The organism is uncultured Paraglaciecola sp. (assembly GCF_943787955.1).
In the GTDB taxonomy this organism is placed as follows: domain Bacteria; phylum Pseudomonadota; class Gammaproteobacteria; order Enterobacterales; family Alteromonadaceae; genus Paraglaciecola.
Map to the genome: position 1 here is coordinate 63707 of NZ_CALSOK010000001.1, position 25621 is coordinate 89327.

Annotated in this window: 21 protein-coding genes and 1 pseudogene; 17 read left to right on the forward strand and 5 right to left on the reverse strand. The window is 38.7% G+C overall.

The features are described from left to right. Window positions 1–273 precede the first annotated feature (273 nt). Complete coding sequence (locus Q0Y52_RS00310; protein WP_297816466.1) at window positions 274–1422, reverse strand: glutaredoxin family protein; 1149 nt, start codon at window positions 1420–1422, stop codon at window positions 274–276. Between the two features lie 275 nt (window positions 1423–1697). On the opposite strand from Q0Y52_RS00310, the gene Q0Y52_RS00315 reads away from it, so the two are divergent. The 5 genes from Q0Y52_RS00315 (at window position 1698) to Q0Y52_RS00335 (ending at window position 8816) form a co-directional block, all read left to right on the forward strand. Continuing rightward, window positions 1698–2135, forward strand: a complete 438-nt coding sequence (locus tag Q0Y52_RS00315) for a hypothetical protein (RefSeq protein WP_297816468.1) — start codon at window positions 1698–1700, stop codon at window positions 2133–2135. A 324-nt stretch (window positions 2136–2459) separates the two neighbouring features. Further along, on the forward strand, window positions 2460–4793 hold the full coding sequence (glgP, locus tag Q0Y52_RS00320) for an alpha-glucan family phosphorylase (protein WP_297816471.1): 2334 nt from the start codon (window positions 2460–2462) through the stop codon (window positions 4791–4793). A 635-nt stretch (window positions 4794–5428) separates the two neighbouring features. Then, window positions 5429–6763: a nodulation protein NfeD gene (locus tag Q0Y52_RS00325; protein ID WP_297816474.1), complete on the forward strand. Its 1335-nt coding sequence runs from the start codon at window positions 5429–5431 to the stop codon at window positions 6761–6763. A 1-nt stretch (window position 6764) separates the two neighbouring features. Then, a complete protein-coding gene (locus tag Q0Y52_RS00330) occupies window positions 6765–7541 on the forward strand; it encodes a slipin family protein (protein ID WP_297816477.1) in 777 nt (258 codons plus the stop codon). Window positions 7542–7604: 63 nt separating this feature from the next. Then, window positions 7605–8816 (forward strand): IS256 family transposase, encoded by a 1212-nt coding sequence (locus Q0Y52_RS00335; RefSeq protein WP_297816481.1) that lies wholly within the window; start codon window positions 7605–7607, stop codon window positions 8814–8816. A 428-nt stretch (window positions 8817–9244) separates the two neighbouring features. Here the strand turns inward: Q0Y52_RS00335 and clpB are convergent, their stop codons facing one another. After that, a complete protein-coding gene (gene clpB / locus Q0Y52_RS00340) occupies window positions 9245–11839 on the reverse strand; it encodes an ATP-dependent chaperone ClpB (protein WP_297816484.1) in 2595 nt (864 codons plus the stop codon). Window positions 11840–12264: 425 nt separating this feature from the next. Here clpB and Q0Y52_RS00345 point away from each other — a divergent pair, with 425 nt between their 5' ends. The 3 genes from Q0Y52_RS00345 (at window position 12265) to bfr (Q0Y52_RS00355) (ending at window position 14919) form a co-directional block, all read left to right on the forward strand. Then, complete coding sequence (locus tag Q0Y52_RS00345; RefSeq protein ID WP_297816487.1) at window positions 12265–13845, forward strand: cation:proton antiporter family protein; 1581 nt, start codon at window positions 12265–12267, stop codon at window positions 13843–13845. 131 nt (window positions 13846–13976) lie between these two features. Next, window positions 13977–14450, forward strand: coding sequence for a bacterioferritin (bfr, locus tag Q0Y52_RS00350; protein ID WP_297816490.1), 474 nt, complete (start codon window positions 13977–13979; stop codon window positions 14448–14450). Window position 14451: 1 nt separating this feature from the next. Further along, window positions 14452–14919 (forward strand): bacterioferritin, encoded by a 468-nt coding sequence (gene bfr, locus Q0Y52_RS00355; RefSeq protein WP_297816493.1) that lies wholly within the window; start codon window positions 14452–14454, stop codon window positions 14917–14919. Between the two features lie 41 nt (window positions 14920–14960). On the opposite strand, the gene Q0Y52_RS00360 is transcribed toward bfr (Q0Y52_RS00355), so the two are convergent. Then, window positions 14961–15431, reverse strand: a complete 471-nt coding sequence (locus tag Q0Y52_RS00360; RefSeq protein ID WP_297816496.1) for a hypothetical protein — start codon at window positions 15429–15431, stop codon at window positions 14961–14963. A 231-nt stretch (window positions 15432–15662) separates the two neighbouring features. On the opposite strand from Q0Y52_RS00360, the gene ccoN reads away from it, so the two are divergent. From ccoN to uspE, 9 genes and pseudogenes are all read left to right on the forward strand, one after another. Next, window positions 15663–17096 (forward strand): cytochrome-c oxidase, cbb3-type subunit I, encoded by a 1434-nt coding sequence (gene ccoN / locus Q0Y52_RS00365; protein ID WP_297816501.1) that lies wholly within the window; start codon window positions 15663–15665, stop codon window positions 17094–17096. Between the two features lie 12 nt (window positions 17097–17108). Beyond that, window positions 17109–17714: a cytochrome-c oxidase, cbb3-type subunit II gene (ccoO, locus tag Q0Y52_RS00370; RefSeq protein WP_297816504.1), complete on the forward strand. Its 606-nt coding sequence runs from the start codon at window positions 17109–17111 to the stop codon at window positions 17712–17714. A 1-nt stretch (window position 17715) separates the two neighbouring features. Continuing rightward, window positions 17716–17889, forward strand: a complete 174-nt coding sequence (locus Q0Y52_RS00375; protein ID WP_297816507.1) for a CcoQ/FixQ family Cbb3-type cytochrome c oxidase assembly chaperone — start codon at window positions 17716–17718, stop codon at window positions 17887–17889. Further along, the gene (gene ccoP / locus Q0Y52_RS00380) at window positions 17882–18838 is read left to right on the forward strand and encodes a cytochrome-c oxidase, cbb3-type subunit III (RefSeq protein ID WP_297816510.1); all 957 of its coding nucleotides are present in this window, start codon (window positions 17882–17884) and stop codon (window positions 18836–18838) included. Before Q0Y52_RS00375 ends, ccoP begins: the two co-directional genes overlap by 8 nt. Window positions 18839–18911: 73 nt before the next feature. Then, a complete protein-coding gene (locus tag Q0Y52_RS00385) occupies window positions 18912–19403 on the forward strand; it encodes a FixH family protein (RefSeq protein ID WP_297816513.1) in 492 nt (163 codons plus the stop codon). A gap of 5 nt (window positions 19404–19408) precedes the next feature. After that, window positions 19409–21778, forward strand: coding sequence for a heavy metal translocating P-type ATPase (locus tag Q0Y52_RS00390; protein WP_297816516.1), 2370 nt, complete (start codon window positions 19409–19411; stop codon window positions 21776–21778). 13 nt (window positions 21779–21791) lie between these two features. After that, window positions 21792–21984, forward strand: a pseudogene (gene ccoS / locus Q0Y52_RS00395) (cbb3-type cytochrome oxidase assembly protein CcoS). Further along, the gene (locus Q0Y52_RS00400) at window positions 21977–22648 is read left to right on the forward strand and encodes a sulfite exporter TauE/SafE family protein (RefSeq protein WP_297816690.1); all 672 of its coding nucleotides are present in this window, start codon (window positions 21977–21979) and stop codon (window positions 22646–22648) included. The pseudogene ccoS and the gene Q0Y52_RS00400 overlap by 8 nt, the downstream one beginning before the upstream one ends. 95 nt (window positions 22649–22743) lie before the next feature. Continuing rightward, window positions 22744–23673, forward strand: coding sequence for a universal stress protein UspE (gene uspE / locus Q0Y52_RS00405; RefSeq protein WP_297816519.1), 930 nt, complete (start codon window positions 22744–22746; stop codon window positions 23671–23673). A 17-nt stretch (window positions 23674–23690) separates the two neighbouring features. Here the strand turns inward: uspE and Q0Y52_RS00410 are convergent, their stop codons facing one another. Together Q0Y52_RS00410 and Q0Y52_RS00415 are read right to left on the reverse strand one after the other, a co-directional pair. Next, window positions 23691–24923 carry an FtsX-like permease family protein gene (locus tag Q0Y52_RS00410; RefSeq protein WP_297816522.1) on the reverse strand — a complete coding sequence of 411 codons (1233 nt, stop codon included), beginning with the start codon at window positions 24921–24923 and terminating at the stop codon, window positions 23691–23693. Beyond that, complete coding sequence (locus Q0Y52_RS00415; RefSeq protein WP_297816525.1) at window positions 24913–25596, reverse strand: ABC transporter ATP-binding protein; 684 nt, start codon at window positions 25594–25596, stop codon at window positions 24913–24915. Before Q0Y52_RS00415 ends, Q0Y52_RS00410 begins: the two co-directional genes overlap by 11 nt. Between the last annotated feature and the right edge of the window lie 25 nt (window positions 25597–25621).

A 25621-nucleotide genomic window follows, 5' to 3' on the forward strand; every position in this document is an offset into this window, starting at 1 on the left:
GTTCATCAAACACCGACCTGTATTATTAACTAACCTTATACAGGTATATTTGATGCCGTTATCTTTTATATGTAGCCAGTTTTTTTTAAAGTCTTTTTACGATTTTTGGACATTATGATCAATATTAATTATGTACTTCGCCTATGACGCTTATCACAAAAGGGAGAGCCTGACTAAAATGTCACCGGTATTCGTTGTTTCACAATTAGACTGGATAACATCCTATTCTGATTTTAAAATAAACTGTCGACGTAAAATACAGCTATAAGTCATTTAAAACAGGTATTCTGGTATCAATAACAACATAAAACCTAAAGCAATGATGAATCCACCGCTTATCAGTTTTAACCATCGACCTTGTTTTTCAGAAACCTTATATTTATGTAATGTAATCACCACAACAGAGACCATAAGTGCATCATCAAAAATATAGGCCAAATTATAAAGCAGCAAATAGGCATAATATTCCATTGGTTGTAGTTTTTGTAAGGTAAGCACTTGTGTATAGATTGCCGGTAATCCAGCAGTACAAATCAGCTCCAAAAGGTTGACCAACACAGCAACCATCACTACCCCTAAAAGAGCTGCGGTAATATTCTGTGCCTGCACAATATTACGAACTTTCACATATAGACCTGACTTTGATGTTTCAGGTATTCCTAGACTTAACCCTTTTTTAAATGCGAAGTAGTCCTTCAGATTAATACTACCAACCACTATGGCAACGGTTGCAATCAAAATTTGAACATTTCGGGAAATCCCAATAATGATAAAAAGATTTAACCATGCAGCCATAAAAGCAAAATATACAACACCGCTGACCAACACAAAAGCACCAGCTATGATGACCATACGTTTACGACTTTTAACATTGACCAGCATTGACAACAGAAACATCAACACCCACATGGCACATGGATTAAAGCCATCTAACAAGCCCGTCACAACAGTGAAAATAGGTAAACCATACCGTTGAGCAGTCATGTCTCCGAAAAACGGCATCCGCACCGATTTTACAGGAGCCGCTTCGTCAAGGCGTTCGGTTGTTTTTAAACCAGAATAGTTCAATATTTGCTGTGGTGTGAATACCTGGTCAAACCCAACCCAAAAATGACCACACATATAAAATGATGGCACACCGGGCTTATCTATTTTGTGGGTCTTATTAAGACTGACAAAACGTGCATAGTTTGCTTCGGTTTGCTGAATATCACGTTTACTTATTCTAAGGTGCGGATGCAGGGAGGTAAGGTTTTCCAGTGCTTGATATGCTGCTTTGCAGTGCGGACAGCCTTGTCTTGAAAATACTTCAATACTGGTACAACTTAAATTTTGAAGGGCGTCGGTATCTGTTTGTTGCGAATAAACAAAAGATGAAAATAAACAGCTCAGCCAAAGCCCACAAATCATTAACCCTTTCATAAACCAACCCAATGTATCTTTGTCTTTTTCAAAACTAAATAAAATACAAAAATGAAATTTGATCGGCGTCAATACTTAACTTGGTAAGTATGTAAATTTAGTTGTAAAAACATTAGCCGTATTAGCACTAATAGGACTAATAGCGCCAATTAACAAAATTCACTTTATGCAGTATGGAAGGCAATAGAACACATCTAGCATTATACGGACACAGACTTGAAAAATTACGCAACTATTGTTTGTAAAACAAATAATGGCCTGGAGGAAAAGTATAAATGAACACCCAGATTCAAATCGCATGTCCAATCTGTTGGGCTATCAACAAACTTCAATATGAACACATTGTACGCAAACCTATGTGTGGAAAATGTCATCACGTTCTTTTCATGGGGAAAACCATAGAATTATCGAGTGTTAATATCGGCCAATTTTTGGGCCATAATGATATTCCACTGATGATTCTTTTCTGGTCTTTTTTTTCCAACTCTAACACTAAAATGGTATTGGCGTTTGACGACTGTGTTCAGTCATTAGAACCACATATTAGGCTTGCAAGAATTAACATAGATAGCGAAAAAAATACAGCTGTTGCACTTGGAATATCTGTGGCTGAAACCATAGGTATATTTTATCAAAACGAAGAACTAGCGCGAACAGACAAAAAAATGAACCATGATGAAATAGTTAATTGGGCTCTCAGCGTTCCGTTGTAACCTATAAGAAACTAACACGGACTCATTCTAAAGAATGGAATCCGCTTTCTTTGATCTTAGTCAAGCGTTGAAAATTAGTAGGCTAGATAATTCCCGCTTAAGTCAGATACGGGTTCAAAAAAATAAAAATAAGTATAAAAACATATTTGATATTACAAGAAAGCCTGGACTTAAAATTAATAAGCCTCGAATGATAAAAATCCTCCAATCAGACATAGGCAATTTTGGTTATTTTAACATAGCTTTCAATGGTCGATATGAACAAATGACTTTTGCCTAGCAAACCGACTGTCTTAGTCGACATAAAACTAGAGATCGATAATCATGTTGCTACTTGCTCGAAATATTCCAATCGAATTAGAACCTTTGGTTAAACAGATTTTAACTTTGGCAACCGATTTACGATGGACATGGAGCCACGATGGAGACACGTTTTGGAATTATTTAGATACCAAAACATGGATGTTAACCCGTAATCCCTATGCTGTTCTTCAAAAACTATCAGTAAAGCGCTTAACTGAACTGCATACTGATAAAAACTTTTCTACACATCTGCACAACTTATTAGATGCGCGTAATGACTACCTAACTAAAGATTGTTGGGCAGAACAGTATTTTACCAACAGTAAACAAGCTCAGATTGCCTATTTCAGTATGGAGTTTGGCTTATCTGAAGCCTTGCCACTATATGCCGGTGGTCTAGGTATTTTAGCCGGAGATTATTTAAAAACCGCCAGTGATCTGGGAGTTCCAGCGATCGGAATGGGTTTATTATATGATGAAGGATATTTTCGACAATACTTAGACAATGATGGTTGGCAACATGAAATGTACCCTCACAACGATTCACGGAACCTGCCCTTACAGCCTGTTATTACTGAAGATGGAGCATGGTTAACCATTGAAATCACTCTTCCTGGGCGAATATTATACTTGCAAGTATGGCAGGCACAAGTTGGACGAACGACCCTGTATTTACTTGACAGCAATGACCCATTAAATAACCCAGTTGATCAAGCCATAACCGGACGACTGTATGCAGGCTCTGAGGAATTACGCTTAATACAGGAAATAGTTTTAGGCGTGGGTGGATGGCAAGTTATCGAAGCCTTGAAACTGGACATCACGATATGCCACCTAAATGAAGGTCACGCAGCGTTTGCAGCGCTGGAACGTGCTCGTTGTTTTATGCAAAAAAACGACTTGAATTTTTGGCAGGCACTTTGGGCAACGCGCGCGGGCAACATATTTACTACCCATACGCCAGTAGTAGCTGCCTTTGATACGTTTCCTGCTGATTTATTGGAACATTATGGACAGCACTATGCCGATACTCTCGGGATCAACCCTGAGCATTTACTCAATATGGGTAAAATGTTTGCTGATGATAACAATGAGCGGTTTAATATGGCCTATCTAGCGGCTCGCACTTGCGCCAGAATTAACGGCGTAAGTGAATTACACGGTGCGGTCAGTAAAAAGATTTTTGCTGGACTTTACCCCGATTGGCCATTAGTTGAAATCCCCGTAAGTTACGTTACCAATGGCGTGCATATGCCTTCATGGGATTCAGCATTGGCCGACAAAGTATGGACTGATAGTTGCGGTAAAGACCGTTGGTTAGGCGCACAAGAGTGTCTGAATAGTAAAATTGAAAAACTCGACGACAATGAAATCTGGAGTTTGCGAGGACAACAGCGTACAGATTTAATACATTATGTTCGTCGTCGTTTAAGCGATCAAAAAAGACGTTCACCTAATAGTGGGCAACCCATTGAACAGGCTCAAACCATTCTCGATCCAAATATTCTGACCTTGGGTTTCGCCAGACGCTTTACTGAGTATAAGCGTCCAAACTTACTATTGACAGATCAACAACGCTTAATCAATCTATTGTCCAATACCCAAATGCCACTACAAATCATCATAGCCGGTAAAGCTCACCCTCAAGACAACAAGGGCAAACATTTTATTAAAGAATGGTTTGCGTTTTTGCAACGTCCCGAGGTAAGACCACACATAGTGTTTTTGGAAGATTATGATATTAGACTGGCACAACATATGGTTCAGGGTGTAGATCTTTGGCTAAACACCCCCCGCCGTCCATGGGAAGCATGTGGAACCAGTGGTATGAAAGTGTTGGTAAATGGTGGGCTTAATATTTCAGAATTGGATGGATGGTGGGCAGAAGCCTATACGTCTCATGTGGGTTGGGCACTGGGTGACGGCGAACAACACAATGAAAATGATTGGGATCACATCGAAGCGCAACAATTATACACTTTATTAGAAGACCAAATTATACCTGCATTTTATCGTCGCGATGCAGATGGAATACCGATTGAGTGGGTACAAATGATCCGTAATAGCATGTCTTGCCTGACCCCAAAATTCAGTAGCAACCGCATGTTACGTGAATACACAGAAAAGCTTTATCTCCCTGCCCTAGCTGATTATAAAATGCGAAATGAAAACGGTATTGAACTTGCTCATAAATTATCTCAATGGCAAACCCAATTAGTGCACTACGGAGACAATATTCACTGGGGTGATTTGCGGGTAGAGCAGCATTCTAATAGTACAAGCTTTGTTGTATCTGTGTATCTGGGTGACGTGCCTGTTGATTATATTGAAGTTCAACTAATTTGCAGATGCTGAAAATCAAGATAACTCTATTTTTTGTCAAAAAATGAATTGTGAAACAGCAATATCAGGCTCACTGAATGGCTTTATTTATCGAATTGAATTGCAATCGAGTCGTCATTTTGAAGACTATACACCACGGGTTATTGCCGTAAATAAAAGTGCTCAAGTTCCTTGTGAAAACAACTTTATAAAGTGGTGGTCAGGTTCAAGGACGATGGTATGAGATGTACGTCTATAGCAAATTCATCTTAATAAATGTAAAAATTTGTCACTTAAAAGAGCTACTTATCTTCTTTCAATTTTATAGTGTTATGTTTCATGCAGCGCCTATTTACTAAATATAGACAGCGTATCAAGTCATCTTCAGCGACGAAAACCACTATTATGACTGATGGGTTGAAAGCTCGCAGTCCAAAACATGGTGTTTTTTAAGTTATTAATCTGAAACTTAGAATATTAATATTCAATAGCTTTGAATTCCTGAGCATGGGCAGTTATTTCCACAAAATAATTAAAAATGATTACTCATTAACGTTCGGGTGAGTTATCTATTAAATTTTGACCTGTGTCATAAAGCCAAACATAAGTATCAGTAAAGTCTCGAATAGCTTCTTCAATATACCTGTTGGAAAATTAGAGTAAAAAACATGTTTTATTTGCGTATTTGGATGTTTTTATTACTTTTGTGTGTGTCTCGATTGTCTTCAGCTGCCAATGACGTTTGGATACTTGATGTTCGGGGTCCAATAGGTGTGGCGACTATGGAGTATGTTGTTTCCTCTATTGATCTGGCCCATAGTGATAACTCTCCCATCCAACCCACTCTTATAATTCTGAAACTAGATACGCCTGGTGGTTTAGATAATGCAATGCGCGGTATTATTAAACGCATATTGTCTTCAAATATCCCTATCGTTGGATATGTTCATCCACAAGGTGCTAGAGCTGCCAGTGCTGGCACTTACATTTTGTATGCAACTCATATTGCGGCAATGTCACCAGCCACAAATTTGGGTGCTGCGACACCCGTGCAAATCGGGTTGCCTGTGGTAGGTTCTGAACCTGATGATCAAATCAATAAATCAGACAATAATAATGCCATGACACGTAAAATAGTGAACGATGCCACTGCTTATATTGAAGGCCTTGCAGACCTTAGAGGTCGAAATCGTGAGTGGGCAGCTGAAGCCGTTTTGTCGGGAGCCAGTATGTCTGCGAAAGATGCCTTAGAAGCAAACATCATTAATATTATTGCTTATGACATAGATGATTTATTGACACAATTAAATGGGTTCGCTGTTGTGATAAACGGGCAGCAGAGCACACTTGATTTGAATGACGTTAACGTTGTTAATATATCAGCAAATTGGCGACAAAAATTTCTTTCAGTAGTTGGGAATCCTAGCTTTGCTTTCATATTAATACTGATCGGTATCTATGGCTTAATCTTTGAGTTTTCAAATCCTGGGGGAGGTGTATTTGGTCTTGTTGGTGCAGTTTGTATACTAACTGCATTGTATGGTTTTCAAGTATTGCCGATAAATTATGCCGGTTTGGCACTCATTCTGTTAGGTATAGGGTTGATGATAGCCGAAGTATATTCTCCCAGCTTTGGCATATTTAGTATTATTGGAGCAGTGAGTCTTATTATTGGTTCAGTCATACTTATAGACACACCTGAGCCTGCATTTCAAATTGCCTTGCCTATCATCCTTTCTGTCGCAATCTCTAGTATTGGCTTTGTTTTTCTAACGTTTGGCATGTTGTTCAAATCTCGTCAGCAAAAAAAGGTAAGCGGTATTGAATCCTTGTTGGGTGAAACGGCCGAAATAGAATCAATTAACAAAGATATCACTTTAGCACGACTGCAAGGAGAGTTATGGCAGGTACAAGCAAACGAGCCCCTTATACTCGGTGATAAAGTTACCGTATCCTCAATAAATGGACTCACATTACATGTGTTAAAACAATTGGAGCACTAAAATGGACACTACATTTACTTTTGACTATGTTTGGATGCCACTGGCATTTTTTATCACCCTGTTTGTCTTTTCAATTTTTAAAGTATTGCGAGAGTATGAAAGAGGCGTCATTTTTTTCTTAGGCCGCTTTCAAAAAGTAAAAGGACCGGGATTGATTATCGTTATCCCGCTAATACAGCAAATTGTTCGGGTTGATTTACGTACCATTGTGATGGACGTACCTACACAAGATGTTATTTCTAGGGATAATGTATCTGTAAAAGTAAATGCAGTGCTTTACTTTAAAGTTGTTGACCCAGAGAAGGCGATCATCCAAGTAGAGGATTTTTTGGCTGCGACTAGTCAATTGTCACAAACTACGTTGCGATCTGTTTTAGGTCAGCACGAGTTGGACGACATGCTCGCGGAAAGAGATCAACTTAATGCTGATATACAGAGTATTTTAGATAAACAAACTGACGCATGGGGGATTAAAGTGTCTAACGTGGAAATAAAACACGTAGATTTGGACGAAAGCATGATACGCGCAATTGCCCAGCAGGCAGAAGCCGAAAGAACCCGTCGCGCTAAAGTTATTCATGCACTGGGAGAAAATGAGGCATCTGAGCAATTACTCCGCGCAGCGAACACTTTGGCAAAACAACCTCAGGCCTTACAACTCAGATATTTACAAACACTGACTGAAATAGCAGGAGATAAAAGTAACACAATCATTTTTTCCCATTCCCATGGATTTCATGCAAGGGCTAAAGCAGATATTTATAAAAAGAGGCTGTAACAAATTTTGTGTAACTGCTTATCATAAATTACTCTATTGAGAGTTAAGGATAGGCAGATGCAAATGAACAGAAAAGAACTTGAAGCTTTCGCTAAAGAAGCGGCCAAAGGCATTAAAACCCCAGAAGACCTGAATGATTTCAGTCGAATGCTGAAGAAAATAACCGTTGAAGCTGCATTAAACGCTGAGATGGATGAGCATTTAGGCTACGAGAAACATGCTAAATCAGTAGTCAAAAATAGTCGTAATGGCATGACCTCTAAGCGTATAAAAACGGAAGATGGTGAGTTCGACCTCGACACACCACGTGATCGTGATGGCTCTTTTGAGCCTAAGTTGGTCAAAAAAAATCAGTCTCGATTTACGTCCATGGATGAGAAAATTCTTTGGCTGTATGCTCAAGGCATGAGTACAAGGGAAATCGTTCAAGCCTTTGATGAATGGTACGGGGCAGACATCTCACCCACGCTTATATCGAGAGTGACTAACGCCGTCATCGACAAAGTCGTTGAATGGCAATCACGACCGCTCGACCCCATTTATCCGATTATTTATCTCGATTGTCTTGTGGTGAAAATTCGCCAAGATAAACGTGTTATCAATAAATCCATCTTCCTTGCGCTTGGTATTAATACCGAAGGCCACAAAGAGCTAATGGGCATGTGGGTAGCCGAGAACGAAGGCGCTAAGTTCTGGTTGAGTGTGCTGACTGAGCTGCAACATCGTGGTGTAGAAGATATCCTAATTGCCTGTGTAGATGGCCTCAAAGGCTTCCCTGATGCGATTAACGCAGTGTTTCCACAAACCCATGTTCAGCTTTGTATCGTGCACATGGTGCGTAACTCACTTAAATACGTTTCTTGGAAAGACTACAAGGCTGTTACTACTGATTTAAAGAGTGTGTATCGTTCAAGTACAGAGGAAGAAGCCTTGCTTGAACTCGAGCGTTTTAGCGACACCTGGGACGAGCAATATCCGCAAATTAGTAAGTCATGGCGAGCACACTGGCAGAACTTAAATACTATCTTTAATTATCCTGCGGACATCCGAAAAGCGATATATACGACCAACGCGATTGAGTCTCTCAACAGCGTTATCCGTAAGGCACTTAAGAAACGAAAGATATTTCCAAGCGACGATTCAGCTAAGAAAATGGTGTACTTAGCTATTACCGAAGCATCAAAAAAATGGTCTATGCCAATTCATAACTGGCGACAGGCGATGGTTCGCTTTATTATCGAGTTCGGGGACCGCCTCGAGAAACATCTTAAATAATGGCAGTTACACAGAATCTGTTACAGGCTCGATAATAAAGTAACTAAATAAAATTACACCAATGTGTAATTAAAAAGGTCTGCGTCTACCCATCCTGGACGTTGGTACCAGATTTTGGTTCATTATTACCATATTGAATAACAAGCTTTGCCCTACCATCCATAAATGCCTGAAGAAGTTTTTCCAGCTTGTCTTTGGTAATAGATGATGGCCAGGTAATTTACGGCGCCACTTGTTTTCACTAGACCGACAACACCATTGTTGAAAGCATTGACCAACGGCCTAGCAATAAGCACCATCCCAATACCATCCCAATACCATCTAGTAAAAACATGCAGGCGGCACTAGACGATAGCTCACCCTTCACGATTCCCAAATACCAGGCTTTATAGCGCTCCTTTTGATTGGTGTAAGCGATACGCCAAGTATTATATTAGGTCAGCTGCTATTGTTTTAGAGAACGTCATAATATTATCCTCCATCTCAACGTTTATGGTATCCCCTGGGCTAAATTCACCTCCAAGTATGCGTTTTGCTAACTCTTTTTCAATTTTATTTTTAATGACCCTTTTTAAGGGTCTCGCTCCGTAGACTGGATCAAAACCTTTGGCAGCAATTACATCAACGACGTCTTCTGAAACATTTAATGACAAGTCCTTTTCCGCCAAGCGTATATGTAAATAGTTTAATTGTATTTTTGCTATCTGTCTCACTTGGTCTTGTTTGAGTGGATGAAACACAACCATTTCATCTAATCTATTGATAAACTCAGGTCTAAAATGTTGGCCTACTACTTCCAACACTCTAGTTTTTATCTCTTCATAATTTTCTTCACCTGCAACATCTAGAATTAAATCACTTCCAAGATTTGAAGTCATCACTATTACTGTGTTTCGAAAATCTACCGTGCGTCCTTGTCCATCAGTCAGACGTCCATCATCAAGAACCTGAAGCAAGATATTAAATACATCAGGGTGGGCTTTTTCGACTTCGTCTAACAATACAACTGCGTAAGGCCGGCGTCTAACAGCTTCAGTGAGATAACCACCTTCTTCATAACCGACATATCCGGGAGGTGCTCCAACCAGCCTAGCAACAGAATGTTTTTCCATAAATTCAGACATATCGATACGAACGATAGAATCCTCAGTATCAAACAAAAATTCAGCAAGTGCCTTGGTTAATTCAGTCTTACCAACCCCTGTTGGTCCTAAAAATAAGAAGGAGCCATTTGGCCTTTGTGGATCAGCCAGCCCTGCTCTTGAACTTCTTATAGAATCTGAAACTGCCGTTATCGCCTCCTCTTGTCCAATGACTCGGCTATGAAGCGCTTCTTCCATTTTTAGCAATTTTTCACGCTCTCCAGACAGCATTTTTGATACAGGTATACCTGTCCACTTCGAGACAACTTCCGCTATTTCTTCGTCTGTCACTTTATTTCTGAGTAACGTCAACTCTTGGGTTTGGTTCTGACTAGCAACAACTAATTTCGCTTTTAACTCCGGTATTCTTCCATATTGAATTTCAGACATTCGGGTTAGATCACTTGCCCTTCCTGCAGCCTCAAGTTCCCTTCTGGCTTGCTCAAGTTCTTCCTTAACTTGTGTTTCACCTTGCACGTACGCTTTTTCAGACGTCCAAGTTTCTCTTAGATCAGCAAATTCCAACTCTACACTGTTTACCTCTTCATCAAGGTTGTCTAATCTTTTTTTAGACGCGTCATCCGTTTCTTTTTTCAGTGCTTCACGTTCAATTTTTAATTGAATTAACCGTCTGTCTAGCTTATCCATTACTTCTGGCATCGAATCAATTTCCATTCTAATTCGTGATCCAGCTTCATCAATTAGGTCAATGGCTTTATCTGGTAATTGGCGATCAGTGATATACCGCTGTGACAACATCGTAGCCGCTACAATAGCGGAGTCGTTGATCGCGACACCATGATGCACCTCATACCTCTCCTTTAAACCTCGTAAAATAGCGATCGTATCTTCGACTGAAGGTTCTTCAACTAAGACTTTCTGAAAACGACGCTCAAGAGCCGTGTCCTTTTCAATGTATTTTCTGTACTCATCAAGAGTTGTTGCTCCCACGCAGTGAAGCTCACCTCTTGCTAATGCAGGTTTAAGCATATTGCCTGCGTCCATGGCCCCCTCACTCTTTCCTGCTCCGACAATAGTGTGGATCTCGTCGATAAATAAAATGACGTTGCCTTCTTGTTTAGCCACATCATTTAAAACAGCTTTGAGACGCTCTTCAAACTCCCCTCTATATTTGGCACCTGCAATCAGGGCAGCCATATCCAGAGATAATAATTTTCGTCCTTTTAAACCTTCAGGTACTTCTCCATTAACAATACGTTGGGCTAAACCTTCAACGATGGCCGTTTTTCCAACCCCTGGCTCGCCAATCAAAACGGGGTTGTTTTTTGAGCGACGCTGCAAGACTTGAATAACACGCCTGATCTCATCATCACGACCAATAACGGGATCAAGTTTGCCTTGCTCGGCTCGCTCTGTAACATCGATACTATATTTATCTAAGGCATCACGTTGTTCTTCGGCGTTAACATCATTAATAGGCTGTCCACCTGTCGCATCTTCTATCGCCTTGTTGATGAGGGTTGTAGTGGCACCAGCTTCTTGCATCAACTTACCGACTTGCCCTTTGTCTTCTGTACAAGCAAGTAAAAACACGTCACTAGAAATGAATTTATCACCACGCTTCTGCGCTAACTTGTCCGTTTGATTAAACAATCTAGACAGTTCATTAGATACGTGAATATCTCCGTTACTGTCTTCTACCTTAGCGATGCGCTCTAAAGATTCGCCTAGTTGTGATCTCAGTTTGTTAATATCAACATCTGCTTTATGTAACAAAGGCCTTGCAGTGCCGTCATCTTGATTGAGCAAGGCAAACAATAAGTGTACCGGTTCAATTGTTGGATTGTCATTACCCAATGCTAAGCTCTGCGCATCTGACAAAGCTAACTGCAATTTACTGGTAAATTTATCAATTCTCATTTTTTGATTCCTGTTGAGTCGACAATGATAGTTGGCTCTGAATTATTAATTTTTATTACAATTGTTATATTGCTGAGGTCTTTAATATATTAATTACATTAATGTCCCTTTTTAAAAGTTGCACCTAAATATTAAATCCAAGGTGATGCGACAATAAGCAAAAAGTTTTTGTTAATGACTGATAATGAATATTAATAACTAATGTTGAATACAATTTTAGAGGTTAATAGTGCAGAATTTGCTCGAGGAGATATTGATTCTTGTCAACGAATGGTAAGTTAATGCTTAGTTTATTCGATTGATAAATAAACCTTCTCAAAAGTTAATTGATTATCACTTAAACCCTTGCATTTGCATTGTCTAACTAGCTTTCTTAAATAAAATCGTTACCATAATAGCCCCTTCACTATTGATATAGAGTTCACATGGAATTCGCATTTATTCTCCTCGCATTTATCTGTGGTTTAGCTCTGAAATTAGTTGGGTTACCACCATTGATTGGTTATTTAATTGCTGGCTTTACTTTAAATTACCTCGGTTTCCATTCAACAGATGCCTTGCAGACAATTGCAAATTTGGGAATAACATTGATGTTATTTACCATTGGCTTAAAACTTAATGTAGGTGATTTGTATAAAAAAGAAGTCTGGTTAGGCAGTGTTTTCCACTCAGTTATATGGGTAACATTAATCAACCTCCTATTATTTTTAGTGTCTTGGCTTGGTTTAGCGGCTTTTACTAACTTAGACGGATCAACACAAGCCCTAATCGCATTTTCATTAAGTTTTAGTAGCACCGTTTGCATCGTTAAAATTCTCGAGGAAAGTGGAGAAATAAAAACTCGCCATGGCAAGTTAGCAATTGGGGTGTTGATTATACAGGACATTGTAGCGGTGCTTTTTTTGGTTATAGCTACGGGGAAAGTGCCTTCTATTTGGGCATTATTATTATTACTTTTATTTTTCACGAAACCAATATGGTCCATGATTTTAGTTCGTGTAGGTCATGGCGAATTACTCATATTGTCAGGATTTATGTTCGCTTTAGGTGGTTATGAACTTTTTGAAGCTTTAGGAATTAAAGGCGATTTAGGTGCCTTAATTATCGGAATGTTTATTGCGACACATGTGAAATCGGTAGAAATGTCAAAAGCTCTCATGAATTTTAAAGATATGTTCTTAGTTGGCTTTTTTCTAACCATTGGTTTTAGTGCGCTTCCAACCCTAGATTTAATATTTACCGCCATAATACTTTGCCTATTTATCCCAATTAAATTTGTCTTATTCTTTTCGTTATTTACTTTTTTCAAATTAAGAGCTCGCACCAGTTATTTGGCGAGTCTGGTGTTATCAAACTACAGTGAATTTGGTCTCATTGTAGTAGCATTATTGGTAAGTTTAGGCTGGTTAAGTGCTGAGTGGTTAGTGGTTTTAGCGCTGTCTGTATCGTTCTCATTTGTATTAACCGGCTTAGTTTACAAAACCTCACATAACCAATACACCAAATTTAAAGATCGTCTTAAGTCTTTTGAGAGCCCACACAGACTACCTGAGGATGTCTACGTACAACCGGTTAGGGCAGAAATTATCGTGATTGGTCTTGGAAGGGTTGGCAAAGGTGCTTATTTATCCTTAAACAACTTAGTGGGTAATAAAGTGTGGGGAATGGACGCTGACCCTATTCGAATAAAACACCTGAAAAACGTAGGCTATCAGGCTATGGTGGGAGACGGTGAGGACGTTGATTTATGGGAGAATATGGATTTAACCCAAATACAGTTAATTTTATTAGCGTTACCTTCTATAGAAGATATTTGCAATATAACTGAACAACTTCAACATGCTAATTATGCAGGGAAAATAGCCTCAATTGCTCGTTATGAAGATGAAATACAACCGCTTATAGATGCAGGCTCAGACAAAGTTTTTAACTTTTTCACAGAAGCAGGAACAGGTTTTGCTGAGGAAAGTTTGCAACTTTTACCACAATACTTTAAACCTCAATAATAACTTAAACGACAATCGTTAGCATTATGTATCACACTGTTTTATATGATTATTTTTTATTAACTAGTGGTTTTTCATAACACTTACTACTATAATTCTCTTTATTAGTTATTACAAACGGATTACTTATAATGAAAGGCGATAAAGAAGTATTAGTGGTGTTAAGTGAAATACTTACCTTCGAACTCACCTCTATCAATCAGTATTTTTTACATGCTCGCATGTTTAATAACTGGGGATTAAAAAAACTAAATAACGCAGCTTATAAAAAATCAATTAAAGACATGAAGCAAGCCGACCAGTTAATAGAACGTATTTTATTTCTTGAGGGGTTACCTAACTTACAAATGTTGGGTAAATTAATGATAGGTGAAGAAACTGTCGAAATGTTGACCTGCGATATGGCTTTTCAAAACTTACAAATACCTTTATTAAAAAAATCCATCAGTGTATGTGAAGGATTACAAGACTTTGTATCGCGTGATTTACTTGAGTCGATTTTAAGCTACGAGGAAGACTATATTGATTGGATTGAAACCCAACAATATCAAATTAGGCATTTAGGGCTAGAAAATTATTTACAAAGCCAAGTTGAGGAGAACTAACATGCAAGGTAAAAAAGTCATAATAGATCAACTAAATACCCTACTCGCCTTTGAGTTAGCAGCAATGGATCAATACTTTATTCATTCTCAAATGTACCAAGACTGGGGTCTAAGTAAGTTATACGAACGTATATCCCATGAATTTGATGATGAAAAGGGCCACGCTACAAAATTAATAGAGCGTATGCTGTTTTTAGAAGGTTTGCCTAATATGGTCAATCGTGAGGGACTGATGATAGGGACAGATGTTCCTTCGATGTTAGAAAGTGATTTGCGTGTTGAGTATGCTGTTGCACAAGCCTTGAAAGATACCATTAGCATTTGTGAGACGGAGCAGGATTATGTCACTAGAGACATATTGTTGATATTATTAGATGACACTGAAATGGATCATGCTCACTGGCTTGAACAACAGATAGGCTTGATAAAACGTTTAGGCTTATCTAATTACTTGCAATCACAGATGTAACTAAAATTAGGTTTAAATAAGCTGGATGAGCGTGTGCTTAATCAGTTTTTTTTGTTTCTGTCTGTAGAAAAATTAAAAAACCAAGATTGCTCTAATTCATTATTATCTGTTGTCTGGACAATTAACTGCCATCTCATTTCTGGTTCGCTGCAAGAGCCTAAAAATAAATGCGCGTTGTAAACCTTTTTCATTTCCTTTGCGTACATAGAGTCAACAAGAACAGCATTTTTCCCCATATACATATTGACACCTTGCACCCACATTTTTTTGATCTTCGTATCAGTTGTTGTAGTGATAGTGAGTGATATTTCCTCCTCTACTTCAATCTCTTGCAGGAATTGAACTGAAATTTGTTGGCCCTGATCAAACACTATACATTCTTGCGTTAGATCAATGTTGCACTGTTTTACCGAATTTTTTAAAGGGAAATCGATATAATTTAAATAAATACCGACAGCAGCTGCGAAAACCAGCAAAGGAAGCAATATTCTGGAAAAAAAAGTAGGTATCACATTTACTCAGTAGTTAGATTAAACACTGAATAAGTGTGATAAAAAAAAAAGAAATTAACAAGTATGTTTTTATCTTTATTTTTAAACATATAACTTAAATAAATCAAGATTTTGTATTTTATTTGTATTAATATCAATATCTTATAATAATAATAAAAAACAATAGATGCTTGTTTTTTATTTGTAATAAGCCTGTAAATTTATCGTTAACAAGAGTGGAAGATTCATTAAATGAGTGTAGCTATTCAAGCACATCCCGAATACAACTATAAAGTAGTTCGGCAATTTGCGGTGATGACCGTAGTATGGGGAATTATTGGTATGGCTTTAGGGGTCTTAATTGCCGCTCAGCTATATTGGCCAGCGTTAAACTTTGACACGCCATGGTTAACTTTCTCTAGGCTAAGACCCCTGCATACCAACTCGGTTATTTTTGCTTTTGGCGGATGTGCCTTATTTGCTACTTCTTTGTATGTAGTTCAGCGAACATCCAACGTGAGGCTATTCAGCGACAAATTAGCATCATTTACTTTTTGGGGCTGGCAGCTTGTTATTGTTCTAGCTGTAATCACTCTTCCGATGGGACTAACCAGTTCAAAAGAATACGGTGAACTGGAATGGCCTATCGATATATTAATCACCATAGTTTGGTTATCCTACGTGATCAATTTTTTCGGTACTATGGTCATCAGAAAAGTTTCCCATATATATGTAGCTAACTGGTTTTTTGGTGCATTTATGTTAACTGTTGCGGTTCTGCATATCGCCAATAGTATGGCTATACCTGTTTCTTTGACCAAATCTTACTCTATTTATGCTGGTGCAGTAGATGCGATGATCCAGTGGTGGTATGGGCACAATGCGGTTGGCTTTTTCCTTACAGCTGGCTTCCTGGGCATGATGTATTACTTTGTACCTAAACAAGCCGGGCGTCCTGTTTATTCGTACCGTCTGTCAGTAGTACATTTTTGGGCGCTGATATCTCTATATATTTGGGCCGGTCCACACCATTTACATTATACGGCTCTACCCGACTGGACTCAGTCTTTAGGAATGGCCATGTCTATTATTTTATTTGTACCTTCTTGGGGCGGCATGATAAACGGTATCATGACGTTATCTGGTGCATGGCATAAATTGCGTACTGATCCTGTATTACGCTTCCTTGTTGTTTCATTGTCCTTCTACGGCATGTCGACATTTGAAGGACCCATGATGGCAATCAAAACTGTAAATGCATTATCACATTATACTGACTGGACTATTGGTCATGTGCATTCTGGTGCCTTAGGTTGGGTTGCTATGGTATCTATTGGTTCTATTTATCACCTTATTCCAGTCTTATTTGATAAGCCTAGAATGTACAGTATTAGGTTAATCAACGTACACTTTTGGTTGGCCACAGTTGGCGTGGTGTTATACATAGTCGCCATGTGGATGTCAGGTGTCTTACAAGGTTTGATGTGGCGTGCAATAAATGCCGACGGAACTCTCACTTATAGTTTTGTTGAATCACTTGAAGCTTCCAAACCATTTTATCTTGTTCGCTTTATTGGGGGAGTTTTAGTTGTGGTGGGCATGTTAATCATGGCTTACAACGTTTACAGAACCATTAAAAGTGAGAGTGAAGAAAAGGCAATTGAACCAGAAATACAACCGGCTTAAGGAGGTCAGATTATGAAAAATGCACATGCGTTAATTGAAAAAAATGTAGGCCTATTGGCCATTCTTATACTGATTGCTATTAGTTTGGGTGGTATGGCGCAAATTACACCTCTTATGTACCAACAACAACTGATGGAGCCTGTGGATGGTTTGACACCTTACACCGCGTTACAAATGGAAGGCCGAGATATCTATATCCGTGAAGGCTGTGTGGGTTGCCACAGTCAAATGATACGACCTTTTCGTTCTGAAACAGAGCGATATGGTCATTATTCAGTAGCTGGAGAGTCAGTCTGGGAACACCCATTTTTATGGGGATCAAAACGAACAGGGCCAGATTTAGCGCGTGTTGGCGGTAGATACAGTGATGATTGGCACAGAATTCATCTGATTAATGCTAGAGACTTAGTACCAGAATCCAATATGCCTGGTTTCCCTTGGTTGATGGAAAATACTCTAGACGGGGAGTTAACAGCAAAAAAATTATCAGTATTTAAAGATTTTGGTGTCCCTTATACCGATGAAGATATTGCTGGCGCTAAAGAAGCGGTTCAAGGTAAAACTGAAATGGTGGCACTTATCGCTTATTTACAGTCACTCGGCACGGCATTGAAATAACATGGATTATGCAATAAGTGGCAGTATTTACACTGTATTAGTGTTCGTGTGTTTTATTGGAATTGTTTGGTGGGCCTATAGTAAAAAGTCAAAAGCAAATTTTGACGAGGCCGAAATGCTTATTTTTGATGATGAGCCAAAACAAGAAAAACGGGAGTCTAAAGTAGATGAGTAGTTTTTGGAGTATCTGGATCACTGTGATTACATTGGGGTCAATATTAGGTTGTTTTTTATTGCTTCGTTGGTGTTTATCCAATAAAACAGGTATCGCAGAAGGTGAAGATATGCACCATGAGTTCGATGGCATCATCGAACTCAATAACCAGCTACCTAGATGGTGGACGATTTTATTTTATATTTGTATCGTTTGGGCACTTATTTATTTAGCTTTATATCCTGGCTTAGGCAATTATAAAGGGCTGATCAACTGGCAAAGTTCTAACCAAAACATTCAATCATTAGCAGAGTCTAGAGCAGCCATTGAAGCCAATAAGACCAATGGAGTGATAAATCAATATGATAGAGAAGTGGAATTTGCTAATGAACTTTTTGCCCCTATCTTTGAAGCTTATTACAAACAACCTATTACTGAGTTAGCGAAAGATACAGAAGCACTTAAAATTGGCCAACGGTTGTATAGTCAGAATTGTTCACAATGTCACGGCTCTGATGCCCGGGGTCAAAGAGGCTTTCCAAATTTAACTGACGATGATTGGTTATATGGTGGGTCACCTGAAAAAATAACTGAAACCTTAATTAACGGTCGTAAAGCCATGATGCCCGCCCAATTAGTTGCACACGGTGAGGATGGTATCGAAGAACTAGTGGCTTACGTTCTAAGTTTAAGTAATAGGTCTGATTTAAAACAAACCATGGTAGATGCAGGCCAAGCAAGATTTACTGTATGTGCAGCTTGTCACGGTCAAGATGGTAAAGGTAATCAGTTAATTGGTGCACCAAATTTAACCGACCAAATTTGGTTATATGGTGGCACTGATAAGTCGATCACTGAAACCCTTAGGTATGGTCGTAACGGAGTCATGCCTGCATTTAAGAAGACACTTGGAGAAAAGAAAATCCATCTGGTTAGTGCATACGTATACAGTTTATCTCAGGATAAATAGTTTCTAAGTGATTTACTGGAGGCCCCGTTTACGGGGCTTTTTTAATATTTTTAACATTAAGTAGTTCCTTTACATGCAATCTGATATTCAAAAAGTTTGGTACAAACAGTTCTGGCCCTGGTTTCTAATCATTGTGCCCCTCACATCTATGGTCCTTAGCTTTACTATGATGAATTTGGCATTTACTGGCGAAGACAGCATGGTCATTGATGATTATTATAAAGAAGGTAGAGCAATCAATCTTAAAATTCAAAAATTACAACAAGCTCAAAACCTCAATATATCCACTAAGACTCAGGTGTTTTCAGACTATGTAGAAGTCATTTTCATCAGCGGCGAGCCTGAAAATGGCGAAGCTCTGACTTTAGACTTTTTTCATTCCACACAAAAATTTAAGGATTTCTCAGTGACCTTGTTTCGTGACGCCAATGGAGTATATCGCGCGCCATTAACAGAAGATATTTTGGGTAAATGGCAATTGAGTTTACATCCATTCAACGAAAACTGGAAAATTCAACAAGTAGTTTCACTGCCACAAACCAGTCCTTTCGATTTAAAACATTAATCGCAATGCTGCTCAAGTGCTTTCATTGTGGTTTGCATATAGACCCTCATCATAACTATCACACTGATGTATTGGGAAAACGACAATCCTTTTGTTGTCTTGGATGTTGCGCTGTCGCAGATGCAATAGTGAGCAATGGCTTGGAAGATTATTATCATTATCGAAGCGAGTTTGCAGAAAAAGCATCAGAGAACGAAAATGAGTTATTACAAAAACTTAAATTATTTGATGACGATAGTATATTGCAAGAATTTGTTGAAAGTCAGGAAGATGTCAGCGAAATTCAATTAACGATTAGTGGTATTAATTGTGCAGCATGTGGTTGGCTAATTGAAAAACAAATGGCTAAATTAAATGGGATAATGAAGGTCGGTGTGAATGTTTCTGCCAGACGAGCAAGTGTAACCTGGAATAGTCAGCAACTAAAACTTAGCCAAATCCTGAGTCATATTGAAAAAATAGGTTATCACGCAAAACCTTTTCAACCTGAACAACATGAGATTACATTCAGGCAAGAAAATAAAGCTTTTCTAAAACGCCTGGGGCTGGCTGGCTTAATGACGATGCAAGTCATGATGTTAAACATCGGTGTGTTTTTTGATATATTTGGTCATATAGACCTTCAAACCAAGCAATATTTTAATTGGATCAGCCTGTTATTGACGACTCCAGTCATCCTCTACTCAGCTTCAGAATTTTACACCAGTGCCATTCGCGGATTACGTGCTCACACATTTAATATGGATGTGCCTATCGTTTTGGCCTTAGGTATTACTTATATATCAGGGGTGTTTGCTACTGCACAAAATACCGGTCAAACATATTTTGAATCGTTGTGTATGTTCGTTTTTTTACTGCTAGTGAGTCGTTATCTTGAACAGAGTGCACGTTATAAAGCGGCTCAGGCATCAGCTAATATGCTTGAGTATTTGCCCACTACTGCTACTTTGATAGAGGGTGAAATATTAACCTCAGTGTTAGCTAAGTCCCTGAAGGTTAATCAATTAGTTTTAGTTAAAGCCGGTGAGCTTGTTCCTGTTGATGGTATTATTACCCAGGGACAAGGACAACTTGATCAGGCTATGTTAACGGGTGAGTTTAATTTAATAAGTAAATACACAGGTGATCAAGTTTTAGCAGGTAGCTTAAACCAATTAGGTACCTTGACAGTGAAAGTCACAGCAAGCTTGCAACATTCTACTCTTAATCAAATTAGTAAATTACAAACTCAAGCCATGAGTACTAAGCCGAGAATCGCGAGTTTAGCTGATCGGTTCTCTCAATATTTTGTTGGGGTTGTGTTACTTATTTCATGTATTAGTTATATCGTCTGGCAACAAATAGACCCATCTCAGGCTCTTTGGGTGATGGTGGCAGTATTAATCGCTACTTGCCCCTGTGCTTTAGGACTGGCCACACCTTCAGCTTTATCTTGTGCTATTGCTAATTTGAACAGTAAAGGTGTGTTATTAAAGCGAGGCGATGCATTAGAGCAAATTACATTAGTGGACTGGATTGCTTTAGATAAAACTGGCACCCTAACAGAGGGGCAATTCACAATCACTCAGTGCGTTAACCCAAGTGAACAGCCTGATAGTGATTATTTTAAAATAGCGGCAAGCATAGAGCAGTATTCGTCTCATCCTATTGCTCAGGCATTTAGACACTATGAGAGACCATTCACAGTGAGTGATTTTCAAAGTGAAATGGGTAAAGGTGTCAGTGGCAAAATAGAAGGGATCCTATATAAACTAGGAGCCGCTACTTTTATGAATATTCAGATCCCAAAAAGCATGTCAGCTTGTAACGTTTTTCTCCAATCAAATAATGAATTACTTTGTGGTTTTTTACTGACCGACAAACTCAGGCCGCAGGGTGCGGCATTAATCAATTATCTAAAACCCTACAATGTTAATTTAATTAGTGGTGATATTGCACCCATAGTTAAATCCGTTGCCGCAGAATTAGGAATAAATAATTGGTTAGCGGAACAAAGCCCACAAGATAAGTTACAAACGATTAAAGAAGCCCAGAACAAAAAACACGTGGTGTTGATGGTTGGTGATGGGATCAATGATGGTCCAGTATTAACCCAAGCAGATGTATCTATTACTCTAGGTGCAGGCTCAGATTTAGCTAAATCTTCTGCAGATATAGTGTTACTTGATAACGAATTGGCTAAGTTACAAACAATCTTTAGTATTGCTGCAAGATGTAAAACTAAAATCAAACAAAATATAGCCTGGGCAATAGGATATAATTTATTGATATTGCCCTTGGCAGTTATGGGTTTACTAAGCCCTTGGATGGCGGTATTGGGTATGTCGTTGAGTTCTTTAATAGTGGTGGTGAATTCCACTCGACTTCTAAAATAATAGGGGCCTACACTTGAGCAGTATTTATGTTTTGATCCCACTTGCAATATTATTGGTGAGCATCGCAATAGGTGTGTTTTTTTTGGGCCGTTAAATCTAATCAGTTTGAGGATTTAGAACGTCACGGCAGCAGTATTTTGTTCGACGATGACCTCCCTAAAAAAACATCTAAACCACAGCTAGAAACAAAAAAAAGTGATAAATGACTTAAGTTTTTTTTCGGCCTTTCTAATCGGTTTAGCAGGCGGGGTTCACTGCGTAGGTATGTGTGGGGGAATAGTAGGTGCGTTTACTTACGCGGTTCCTAAGCATTCAGCTATGTTACCTTACACCTTGGCATACAATTTTGGACGGGTAATAAGTTACATCATTGCTGGCTCTATTACTGGCTGGGCTGGGTATTTGTTTGCACAACAAATCAATCAAGGCATTGTAATTTTACAATTTGTTAGCGGTGTTTTTCTGTTTTTGTTAGGCCTTTATGTTGCGGGCTTGTGGCAAGGTCTTAGTAATATTGAAAAAATTGGACGCAATTTTTGGCAATTTATTCGCCCTTGGTCTAAAAAGCTATTACCTTTTAAAAGCCCATTACACGCCCTACCCTATGGCATGATTTGGGGATGGTTGCCTTGCGGATTGGTTTATTCAGTACTAACTTGGTCTTTGGCAAGTGGGTCCGCGCTGCAAGGAGCCATTATTATGGCAGGTTTTGGTCTAGGCACTTTACCGATCATGATATTAATGGCTACTGGGTTCAATAAAATCCAACAACTGATTCAAAACCCTAAAACAAAAATTTTAATGGGTTTATTACTGATGATGTTTGCTACAAACCAATTATTCCAAGCTATATCAGCTTCAATTCAATAAAACAGATCCGTTTTCGATATGTTTTAACTGGAATAATATTAAATAATTTCATAAGCTTAATCTTGTTGTTTGCTATTTTTATATAGAGGTTAGGTATGAATTATCAAAAGATATTAGCCGTTATAGAACCGGAACTCCCTACTCAAAAATCTCTGGCCAGAGCAATCGACATAGCTAAGATTAATGGCGCCAGTATTACAGCATTCTTAACTATCTATGACTTTTCTTACGAAATGACAACGATGTTGTCAATGGACGAACGTGAAAATATGCGACAGGCTGTCATAGATGATAGAACTGACTGGTTAGTAAATTTAGTCTCAGACCAGTTCAGTACTCAAGGCGTGAGCATCGATGTGAAGATCGTTTGGCATAATCGACCTTATGAGAGCATAATTTATGAAGTCATGGTTAAAGGATACGATTTAATTGTTAAAGGCACAAAAGCACACGATTCATTAAAATCAGTCATTTTCACCCCTACTGACTGGCATATTATGCGTAAAGCTCCTGTTCCTGTGCTCTTGGTAAAAGAGCATGACTGGCCTTTGGGAGGTCAAATTATTGCTGCAATTAACGTTGGAGTGAATGTCAAAGAACACATTTCATTAAATGAAGAAATTACTAAACAAGCATTACATTTTGCTAAGTTATTATCTTCAAATGTTCACTTAGTAAACTCGTATACTGGCACACCTGCCAATATTGTCATTGAAATACCCGAATTTGACCCTGCAGCTTATGACGAGTCGGCTAAGCAGCATCATGAGCATTCTATGCAAATTCACGCAAATAGACATCATATAAGTAAAGCACATTGTCATGTGGATATTGGCTTGCCAGAGGACGTGGTACCAAAATACGCTAAACAACTAGATGCAGAGTTGGTGGTGCTTGGAACAGTCGGTCGACAAGGGATTTCTGCGGCACTGATAGGTAACACCGCAGAACATGTGATAGATAAAATTAATTGTGACGTATTGGCTATTAAACCTGATGGTTTTGTATCACCAGTCAAATGTTAGGTATTTATCTACGGTACTTATTGCTTGAGGCCATTCAGCAATGACTTTTTATAAGTCGATAATGCTGGAATAAAAGACAACAAAATAGCTGCACATGCGGCTATTAAGACGAATTGTCCTGCAGAGGGCAGATCCACATATGGGCTGATATACAAAGCAAAGTGATGTTCTAGTAAAGGCTGGCCAATTAATAACCCCACAGTGACTAACAAATAACCTGTTAATGAACCCAATAATGTAAGCAATAAGGCTTCAGTGCCAATCAGTATAATAATGATGTGTGCCTTAGCACCCAACGCCCGTAATACTGCCAGTTCCCTCTCCCTTTCTTTCATAGAGGCCAACAGCATAGTTGTCATACAGATGAGTGCCGTAGCTAAAATAAGCCATGAAATAACCCTTAAGCTAATTTCAACTGCACCCACTATCTTCCAAAGCTCTCTTAGTGCCAAAGCGGGAAGAATTGCGCTAAGAGGCTCTTGTTTATATTGGTTAATATCTCGCTGTAATCGTAATATGGCTATTTTGTTTTTACTGCCAAGTAAAAATGCGCTGAGCTGAGGTTGATATTGTTTACCTAAAGGCACATCCGTTATCAATTCGTCATGAATGTGTTGTGTTTGATGAAGAATATCGATGCTTTGTAAGGGAATATACAAAGATTGATCAGCTGGCGTGCCTGTGGACTTTAATATTCCTACCACCCTAAAAGGATGTTCGTCGTGATGGGTAAAGCTGACGTTACCTGTTCCATGAGACATGACTAACGATTGATTGATTTGGTAGCCTAAATTCTTAGCAACATTTGCACCAAGTACTACTTCATATAACCGTTTAAAGGGTCCACCTTGAACAAAGGAAATATTTTGTTTGTCACCGTACTTAAAATATTTGAAATAGTCATCTGTAGTACCAATTACAGAAAACCCTTGGTGAGAATCTCCCATTGAAAGCGGAACTGACCAAGCTACTTGATTTTTTGTAACAATATCTTGGTAACTTTTCCATTGTATATTGTTGGCAGGGTTACCGATTTTAAACACCGAAAATAATAATAAATTAATCCCACTGGTGCGGCTACCTACAATCAAATCTACCCCAGAGACAGTGCGTTCAAAATTGTTCTTTACTTCAGCACGCAAATGCTCAACACCAATAAGCACCAACATGCTTATGCCAATCGATGTACAAGTCAGAATAGCCATAACCCGACGTGACCATAAACTTGCCAGAACTAATTTAAGCAGCATCAACATCACCCTTTGGTTGCTGTAAATCTGCCAGCGCTAATTGTTGATTAAAATGTGGCGCTAAAGACATATCGTGGCTAACAAATACAACCGTTGAAGTATTAGCACAGTCTAAAAGTAGTTGAATAAATTGATTTCTGGTTTGAGAATCTAACGCAGAGGTGGGCTCATCGGCAATAATAAGCGCAGGCGATGTATACAATGCCCGAGCAACAGCTACACGTTGTTGTTGACCAACACTTAGCTCAATTGCTTTTCGATTAAGTAAATTATTGCTCAATTCTAATCGTTCACATATTGAAGCTAATTGGCCTGAATGAGGTGTCTTATCCACACTCCTAAATCGCTGAGCCAATAGTATGTTTTGTCCTGCAGTTAAATAAGGCAATAAATTGAACTGCTGAAAGATGATCCCAATATTATTCGCTCTAAAAGTATCTTTTTGTCTTTGATTTAATGTGGTCATGTCTTGACCTAAGACTCTTATGTCGCCTGAATAACGATTTTCAATGCCAGAAATTAAATTCAACAGCGTAGACTTACCTTCCCCTGAACGACCATATAAAAACACTTTCTCACCTGTTTTCACCTGCCAATTAGGTATTTTCAGAACAAAATCACTTTGCTTTGACCAAGAAAAAAGTAGATCTTTTATCACTAAACTGTAAGGCATAAAAACAACATATCCATTAAAAAAA

Excerpts from the sequence above, each read along its gene's own strand:
- Q0Y52_RS00310 (WP_297816466.1), bottom strand. The coding sequence starts at position 1,422 with ATGAAAGGGTTAATGATTTGTGGGCTTTGGCTGAGCTGTTTATTTTCA.
- Q0Y52_RS00315 (WP_297816468.1), top strand. The coding sequence starts at position 1,698 with ATGAACACCCAGATTCAAATCGCATGTCCAATCTGTTGGGCTATCAAC.
- glgP (WP_297816471.1), top strand. The coding sequence starts at position 2,460 with ATGTTGCTACTTGCTCGAAATATTCCAATCGAATTAGAACCTTTGGTT.
- Q0Y52_RS00325 (WP_297816474.1), top strand. The coding sequence starts at position 5,429 with ATGTTTTATTTGCGTATTTGGATGTTTTTATTACTTTTGTGTGTGTCT.
- Q0Y52_RS00330 (WP_297816477.1), top strand. The coding sequence starts at position 6,765 with ATGGACACTACATTTACTTTTGACTATGTTTGGATGCCACTGGCATTT.
- Q0Y52_RS00335 (WP_297816481.1), top strand. The coding sequence starts at position 7,605 with ATGAACAGAAAAGAACTTGAAGCTTTCGCTAAAGAAGCGGCCAAAGGC.
- clpB (WP_297816484.1), bottom strand. The coding sequence starts at position 11,839 with ATGAGAATTGATAAATTTACCAGTAAATTGCAGTTAGCTTTGTCAGAT.
- Q0Y52_RS00345 (WP_297816487.1), top strand. The coding sequence starts at position 12,265 with ATGGAATTCGCATTTATTCTCCTCGCATTTATCTGTGGTTTAGCTCTG.
- bfr (WP_297816490.1), top strand. The coding sequence starts at position 13,977 with ATGAAAGGCGATAAAGAAGTATTAGTGGTGTTAAGTGAAATACTTACC.
- bfr (WP_297816493.1), top strand. The coding sequence starts at position 14,452 with ATGCAAGGTAAAAAAGTCATAATAGATCAACTAAATACCCTACTCGCC.
- ccoN (WP_297816501.1), top strand. The coding sequence starts at position 15,663 with ATGAGTGTAGCTATTCAAGCACATCCCGAATACAACTATAAAGTAGTT.
- ccoO (WP_297816504.1), top strand. The coding sequence starts at position 17,109 with ATGAAAAATGCACATGCGTTAATTGAAAAAAATGTAGGCCTATTGGCC.
- Q0Y52_RS00375 (WP_297816507.1), top strand. The coding sequence starts at position 17,716 with ATGGATTATGCAATAAGTGGCAGTATTTACACTGTATTAGTGTTCGTG.
- ccoP (WP_297816510.1), top strand. The coding sequence starts at position 17,882 with ATGAGTAGTTTTTGGAGTATCTGGATCACTGTGATTACATTGGGGTCA.
- Q0Y52_RS00385 (WP_297816513.1), top strand. The coding sequence starts at position 18,912 with ATGCAATCTGATATTCAAAAAGTTTGGTACAAACAGTTCTGGCCCTGG.
- Q0Y52_RS00390 (WP_297816516.1), top strand. The coding sequence starts at position 19,409 with ATGCTGCTCAAGTGCTTTCATTGTGGTTTGCATATAGACCCTCATCAT.
- uspE (WP_297816519.1), top strand. The coding sequence starts at position 22,744 with ATGAATTATCAAAAGATATTAGCCGTTATAGAACCGGAACTCCCTACT.
- Q0Y52_RS00410 (WP_297816522.1), bottom strand. The coding sequence starts at position 24,923 with ATGCTGCTTAAATTAGTTCTGGCAAGTTTATGGTCACGTCGGGTTATG.
- Q0Y52_RS00415 (WP_297816525.1), bottom strand. The coding sequence starts at position 25,596 with ATGCCTTACAGTTTAGTGATAAAAGATCTACTTTTTTCTTGGTCAAAG.